This window comes from Hansschlegelia beijingensis, from assembly GCF_045505405.1.
In the GTDB taxonomy this organism is placed as follows: Bacteria; Pseudomonadota; Alphaproteobacteria; order Rhizobiales; family Methylopilaceae; genus Methylopila; species Methylopila beijingensis_A.
This window is the reverse complement of record NZ_JBJKEX010000152.1, coordinates 1-6,816: the sequence shown is the minus strand read 5'-3', so window position 1 is coordinate 6,816 and position 6,816 is coordinate 1. Positions and strand designations below refer to the sequence as shown.

Below are 6,816 nucleotides of genomic sequence, written 5' to 3'. Positions count from 1 at the left end.
TCTCGCCGAGACCACGCGCGACCGCTGGCTGGCCGCCGGCGGCGCCGAGCTCGACGTCGCGCGCGAGATGATGCTCACCACCTACGACGTCATCGTGCGGACAATGCTCGGCGGCGGCGGGGTCGACGCCGAACGGGTCGAGCGGGCGGTCAACGATTATCTGGACCCGCTCGGCTGGGTGATCGCGATGTCGATCGCCCGGCTGCCGCCCTGGCTGCCTCACCCCGGGCGCCTGCGCAGCGACCGCGCGAGGCGCTTCCTGCGACGCGAGATCGTGGAGATGATCGCGAAGCGCCGCAGAGCGCCGGACGCGCAGGACGACCTTCTGGCGCTGCTGCTCGCCGCCCGGGATCCGGAATCCGGCCACGCCATGAGCGACCGGGAGCTCGCGGACAACGTCCTGACCTTCATCACCGCCGGACACGAGACGACGGCGCTCGCTCTCACCTGGACGTTCTACCTGCTCGACCGGCATCCGGAAGCGGCGGAACGCATCCGGGCCGAGATCGAGCAGGTCACCGGAGGGGGCCCCCTGACCGCCGAGCACGTCGCTGGGCTCGCCTATACCCGGCAGGCCCTTCAGGAGGCGATGCGGCTCTATCCGCCGGCCGCCGCCGTCGTGCGAGAGGCCGTCCGCCCGGTTCGCATCGGCTCGGAGTCGCTCGCCGCCGGGGCGCAGGTCTATATCCCGATCTATGCGGTCCATCGCCACGAGCTGCTGTGGGAGGCGCCAGAGGTCTTCTATCCCGAAAGGTTCGCGCCGGAGGCCGCGAAGGCGCGCCACCGCTACGCCTACCTGCCGTTCGGCGCGGGCCCGCGCATCTGCATCGGGATGAGCTTCGCGATGATCGAGGGCGTTCTCATCCTCGCGACGCTGCTGCGCGCCGCACGGGCGGAGCTGCGGCCGGGTTTCGAGCCCGAACTCCGGCTGCGGGTGACGCTGCGGCCCGGCGGCGGGATGCCGATGCGGATCACGCCGCGGCGCGATTGAGGCAACGAGAAGGCACGCCGCGCGTTTGCTCCCTGCCAAAAGGGGGTGAGTAGCGTGCCACAGCAACAGTCCAGCGAGCAGCATCGGGACCTTCGCCCGGCCGTCGACACTGCGGTGCTCGCGGCCGGCGCGATCGCGGCCGCGGGCGTCATCGCCGCAGCCGCCTTGTTCCAGCGAAGGCCGCGCCCGGCCAGGGCCGCGCCCCCGGCGGCGTGGTCTCATGGTCGCGGAAAGGACGCCCGGACCCCGGCGGAGATTCCGGCCCAGGGCTGGAAGGAAATCCTGATGCGGGTCTACGCCGAGATCTCGGACGACCGCCTTCTCGCGGTCGCCGCAGGCGTCACGTTCTACGGCCTGCTGGCGATCTTCCCGGCGATCGTCGCCCTCGTGTCGCTCTATGGCCTCGTCGCGGATCTCTCCACGTTGAACGACCAGCTCGCCTCATTCGAGGGAGTGGTTCCGGGCGGCGCGCTGGACATCGCACGCGATCAGGTCACGCGCATCGTGACCAAGAGCGACGGCTCGCTCGGCTTCGCCTTCCTATTCGGCCTCGCGGCCGCTCTGTGGAGCGCGAACGCCGGAATGAAGGCGCTCTTCGACGCCCTCAACGTCGTCTATGACGAACATGAGCGGCGTTCCTTCGTTCGCCTCAACCTGATGTCCCTGACCTTCACGGCCGGCGCCATCGTGTTCCTGCTGCTCGCCTTCAACGCCATCGTGGTGCTGCCGATCACGCTCGACTACGTCGGGCTGGGCGACCGCACCGAGACGCTGCTGTCGCTCGGCCGCTGGCCGTTGCTGTTCTGCGCGGTGATGCTCGGGCTCACGCTGCTCTACCGCTTCGGGCCAAGCCGCGCGCGACCGCAGTGGCGGTGGGCGGCCCCGGGTTCGCTGATCGCCGCGCTCATCTGGATGGCCGCATCGGCGGGCTTCTCCTGGTATGCGGCCAACATGGCCACCTACAACGAGACCTACGGCTCGCTGGGGGCGGTGATCGGCTTCATGACCTGGATCTGGATCTCGGTCATCGTGGTGCTTCTCGGAGGCGAGCTGAACGCCGAGATGGAGCACCAGACCGCGGCGGACACCACCACCGGCGCGCCGCTTCCGCTCGGGCTCCGGGGCGCCCAGATGGCCGACACCGTCGCGCCCTGATCAGCCCGGGGCCGAGACCCGCCGCAGCGTCAGATTGATCCGGCCGCCCTGCGGCAGCAGCGTCGAGGTGCCGGGATAGATCCGGTCGACGCCATGAAACGCGAGCCGGCTTTCGCCGGCGAGCGCCATCGCGTCGCCGGACCCGAGGCGGAAGGACCGCGTCGGGTCGGAGCGTCGGACGCCGCCCAGCCGAAACAGCGCCGTATCGCCGAGCGACAGCGAGACCACGGGGGCGTCGAAGTCCTGCTCGTCGCGGTCCTGGTGCAGCCCCATCCGCGCGCCGGGCGCGTACCAGTTGACGAGGCAGGCCTCGGGGGCGGCCACATATCCGCCGATCTCGCGCCAGGCCTGCAGCAATATGTCCGGGATCGCCGGCCAGGGTCTGCCGGTGACCGGATGGGTCGACTGGTAGCGGTAACCGCCGTCCGCGTCCGACACCCAGCCGAGCGGGCCGAGATTCGTCATTCGCACCGAGAGCGGCTTGCCTGTGCGGGGCATCGTCGGCGTGTAGAGCGGCGCCGCCACGAGCGCCTCGCGCAGGATTGCGAGCAGATCACGCTGCGTCTGCGCCGACAGATAGCCCGGCCGCAGCCGCAGCCCGGCGGGCGCGCCGCTCACGGCCCCGTCATCGCCCGCCTTGCGACCGGAATTTGCCATCCTTATATACCCGCCGACCCGCGAAACCCGCGGATTTCCAAGGGACCGAAGGGTTGTGGAGGCTGATCCGGCCGCCTCCGCAAGGCCGCTTCGGGGCCGTTCCGGTCCGCTTAAGAAGATGAGGAAGTGAGAGTCATGGGCAAGGTCATCGGGATCGATCTCGGAACCACCAATTCCTGCGTCGCCGTCATGGACGGGACTCAGCCGAAGGTCATCGAGAATTCGGAGGGCGCCCGCACGACGCCGTCGATCGTCGCGTTCACCGACAGCGGCGAGCGTCTGGTCGGTCAGCCGGCCAAGCGCCAGGCGGTGACCAACCCCGATCGGACCTTCTTCGCGGTCAAGCGGCTGATCGGCCGCCGCTTCGACGATCCGACGGTCGAGAAGGACAAGAAGCTCGTCCCGTACAAGATCGTTAAGGGCGACAATGGCGACGCCTGGGTCGAGGCCGACGGCAAGGCCTATTCGCCTTCCCAGATTTCCGCCTTCACGCTGCAGAAGATGAAGGAGACCGCCGAGGCGCATCTCGGCCAGAAGGTCGACCAGGCGGTCATCACCGTCCCGGCCTACTTCAACGACAGCCAGCGTCAGGCCACCAAGGACGCCGGCCGCATCGCCGGCCTCGAGGTGCTGCGCATCATCAACGAGCCGACGGCGGCGGCCCTCGCCTACGGCCTCGACAAGAAATCCTCCGGCACGATCGCGGTCTATGACCTCGGCGGCGGCACGTTCGACGTGTCGGTGCTCGAGATCGGCGACGGCGTGTTCGAGGTGAAGTCCACCAACGGCGACACCTTCCTCGGCGGCGAAGACTTCGACATGCGGCTGGTCGGCTACCTTGCCGACGAGTTCAAGCGCGAGCAGGGCATCGACCTGCGCAACGACAAGCTCGCTCTTCAGCGCCTGAAGGAAGCCGCGGAGAAAGCCAAGATCGAGCTCTCCTCCGCGAGCCAGACCGACATCAACCTGCCCTACATCACGGCCGACGCCTCCGGGCCGAAGCATCTCGCGCTGAAGCTGACCCGCGCGAAGTTCGAGAGCCTGGTCGACGACCTGATCCAGCGCACCATCGAGCCCTGCAAGGCGGCGCTCAAGGACGCCGGCGTCTCCGCCGGTCAGATCGACGAGGTGGTTCTCGTCGGCGGCATGACCCGCATGCCGAAGGTCCATGAGGTCGTGAAGCAGTTCTTCGGCAAGGAGCCCCACAAGGGCGTCAACCCGGACGAGGTCGTCGCGATCGGCGCCGCGATCCAGGCCGGCGTGCTGCAGGGCGACGTCAAGGACGTGCTGCTGCTCGACGTGACCCCGCTGTCGCTCGGCATCGAGACGCTGGGCGGCGTGTTCACGCGCCTGATCGACCGCAACACCACGATCCCGACCAAGAAGAGCCAGACCTTCTCGACCGCCGAGGACAGCCAGAACGCGGTCACGATCCGGGTCTTCCAGGGCGAGCGCGAGATGGCGGCGGACAACAAGCTGCTCGGCCAGTTCGACCTCGTCGGCATTCCGCCGGCGCCGCGCGGCGTGCCGCAGATCGAAGTGACCTTCGACATCGACGCCAACGGCATCGTCAACGTGTCCGCCAAGGACAGGGCGACGAACAAGGAGCAGCAGATCCGGATCCAGGCGAGCGGCGGCCTCTCGGACGCCGACATCGAGAAGATGGTGAAGGAGGCCGAGGCCAACGCCGCCGAGGACAAGAAGCGTCGCGCGCTCGTCGAGGCTCGCAACCAGGCCGAGGCGCTGATCCACTCGACCGAGAAGACCCTCGGCGACCTGGGCGACAAGGCCGCGGGCGAGAAGCCGGCGATCGAGGCCGCCCTGGCGGAGCTGCGGACCGCGGTGGCGGGCGACGACGTCGAGGCCATCCAGGCCAAGACGAACGCGCTGGCCCAGGCGTCGATGAAGCTCGGCGAGGCCATGTACGCGCAGGGCCAGGCGGGCGAAGGCGGCGCGGAAGCGCCGGGTTCGACGGCCGAGGCCAAGGACGACGTCGTCGACGCCGACTTCGAGGAAGTCGACGACAAGAAGAAGTCCGCCTAAAGCTGACGATACGGTCGCGACCCTCGCCGCTTTCGACAAGGAAGCGCTGAGGGTCGCTTTCGTCGTGCCCGATCCCGACACCGGAACGCCAGCGAGCGCCTGACGAAGACGCCCATGTCCAGACGCGATTTTTACGAGGTTCTCGAAGTCGAGCGCACCGCGAGCGACAGCGAGCTGAAGGCCGCCTACCGCAAGGCCGCGATGCGCTGGCACCCCGACCGCAACCCCGGGGATGCGGGAGCGGAGGCCCGCTTCAAGGAACTGAACGCCGCCTATGACTGCCTGAAGGATCCACAGAAGCGCGCGGCCTATGACCGCTTCGGCCACGCCGCCTTCGAGCAGGGCGGCATGGGCGGGCCCGGCCGCGGCGCCGACATGTCCGACTTCATGTCGGACATCTTCGAATCGTTCTTCGGCGACGGCCGCGCGCGCGGCCGCTCCTCGGGAGGCCGCGAACGCGGCGCGGATCTCCGCTACAACATGGAGATCACGCTCGAGGACGCTTATTCGGGCAAGACTGCGCAGATCCGCATTCCGACGAGCGTCGCCTGCGAGGCCTGTTCGGGCACCGGCGCGAAGCCCGGCTCCCGGCCCAAGCAGTGCGCGACCTGCGGAGGCGCCGGCAAGATCCGCTCCAGCCAGGGTTTCTTCTTGATGGAGCGCACCTGCCCGACCTGCCACGGTCGGGGAGAGACGATCGACGATCCCTGCGAGGAGTGCGACGGCGCGGGCCGGATCACCAAGGAGCGCATGCTCGAGGTGGCGATCCCGGCCGGCGTCGAGGACGGCACCCGCATCCGCCTCTCGGGCGAAGGCGAAGCCGGCCTGCGCGGCGGCCCGGCGGGCGATCTCTACATATTCCTGTCGCTCGAGAGCCATCCGCTGTTCCAGCGCGACGGGGCGGACCTCTACTGCCGCGTGCCGATCGCGATGACCACGGCCGCGCTCGGAGGCTCGTTCGAGGTCCCGACGATCGACGGCGGCCGCACCCGCGTGAAGATCCCGGAAGGCACTCAGTCCGGCATGCAGTTCCGCCTGAAAGGCAAGGGCATGCCTGTGTTGCGGACCAAGGACTTCGGCGACATGTACATCCAGGCCAATGTCGAGATCCCGCAACGTCTGACGCGCCGGCAGCGCGAGCTGCTCGAGGAGTTCGCCACCGAGGCGTCGGATTCGAACCATCCCGAGTCGACCGGCTTCTTCAGCCGCGTTAAGGAGTTTTTCGGCGGAGCGTGACCTTCTGCGCTTGCCGAGCCGCTTCGCCCTCTATCATCCTCCTGGCTTCGGAATCGCTCCGCCGGCCGCCCTCCTCATTGGAGTTCCCTGCGTCCATGCTCGAGATCGCGAGACGGACTCCACGCCGCCCGGGGAGCCGCGGCAAAGGCATCGATTTCGCCGACGAGGCGCGGTTCCTGAAGTCCTGGCTCGACAGGCCGCTCGTCACCGGGGCGGTGAGCCCCTCGGGCAAGGCGCTGGCCCGGATGATGGCCCGCTATGTGGATCCGTCCCAGCCCGGCCTCGTCCTCGAGATCGGGCCCGGAACGGGGCCGGTGACGGAAGCCCTGATCAAGCGCGGCGTCGCTCCGGAACGCCTGCTGCTGATCGAGTACAATCGCGAGTTCGTGCCGCTTCTCGAGCGGCGGTTTCCCGGCGTGACGGTCGTCCAGGGCGACGCCTACACGGTCGAGGAGACCCTGGCCGGCCGGATCGACCAGCCGCTCACCGCCACGGTGTCCAGCCTTCCCCTGCTGACGAAGCCGGTGCGCCAGAGAGCCGCGCTGCTGGAGCAATGCCTCAAGATGTCCCGGCCGGGCGCGCCGTTCGTGCAGTTCACCTACGGCCTGACGCCCCCCATCCCGCGGGAGGCCATCGGCGCGACGAGCGCGGTGGGCTCGCCTCGCGTGTGGCTCAATCTCCCGCCCGCGCGCGTCTGGGTTTACAGCCGGCCGGCCGGGTCCGGCTCGGCCGCG

At 69.0% G+C, this 6,816-nt stretch carries 6 protein-coding genes; 5 read left to right on the top strand and 1 reads right to left on the bottom strand.

All coding sequences use genetic code 11. The features are described from left to right. Together ACIKT0_RS10710 and ACIKT0_RS10705 are read left to right on the top strand one after the other, a co-directional pair. Positions 1–991 (top strand): cytochrome P450 (locus ACIKT0_RS10710; protein ID WP_407105338.1); only part of this gene is annotated, 991 nt, incomplete at its 5' end. A 54-nt stretch (positions 992–1,045) separates the two neighbouring features. Next, positions 1,046–2,146, top strand: coding sequence for a YihY/virulence factor BrkB family protein (locus tag ACIKT0_RS10705; protein ID WP_407105337.1), 1,101 nt, complete (start codon positions 1,046–1,048; stop codon positions 2,144–2,146). Here ACIKT0_RS10705 and ACIKT0_RS10700 read toward each other — a convergent pair whose 3' ends face one another. After that, positions 2,147–2,803, bottom strand: a complete 657-nt coding sequence (locus ACIKT0_RS10700; protein ID WP_407105335.1) for an alpha-ketoglutarate-dependent dioxygenase AlkB — start codon at positions 2,801–2,803, stop codon at positions 2,147–2,149. A 135-nt stretch (positions 2,804–2,938) separates the two neighbouring features. Here ACIKT0_RS10700 and dnaK point away from each other — a divergent pair, with 135 nt between their 5' ends. The 3 genes from dnaK to ACIKT0_RS10685 all read left to right on the top strand — a co-directional run. Next, complete coding sequence (dnaK, locus tag ACIKT0_RS10695) at positions 2,939–4,846, top strand: molecular chaperone DnaK (RefSeq protein WP_407105334.1); 1,908 nt, start codon at positions 2,939–2,941, stop codon at positions 4,844–4,846. Positions 4,847–4,960: 114 nt separating this feature from the next. Continuing rightward, the gene (gene dnaJ / locus ACIKT0_RS10690; RefSeq protein ID WP_407105333.1) at positions 4,961–6,082 is read left to right on the top strand and encodes a molecular chaperone DnaJ; all 1,122 of its coding nucleotides are present in this window, start codon (positions 4,961–4,963) and stop codon (positions 6,080–6,082) included. 95 nt (positions 6,083–6,177) lie between these two features. Beyond that, a partial coding sequence (locus tag ACIKT0_RS10685; RefSeq protein WP_407105332.1) for a class I SAM-dependent methyltransferase occupies positions 6,178–6,816 on the top strand: 639 nt, incomplete at its 3' end.

Bases quoted from the DNA above. Each gene is read 5' to 3' on its own strand.
- ACIKT0_RS10700 (WP_407105335.1), bottom strand. From the start codon at position 2,803: ATGGCAAATTCCGGTCGCAAGGCGGGCGATGACGGGGCCGTGAGCGGC.
- dnaJ (WP_407105333.1), top strand. From the start codon at position 4,961: ATGTCCAGACGCGATTTTTACGAGGTTCTCGAAGTCGAGCGCACCGCG.
- dnaK (WP_407105334.1), top strand. From the start codon at position 2,939: ATGGGCAAGGTCATCGGGATCGATCTCGGAACCACCAATTCCTGCGTC.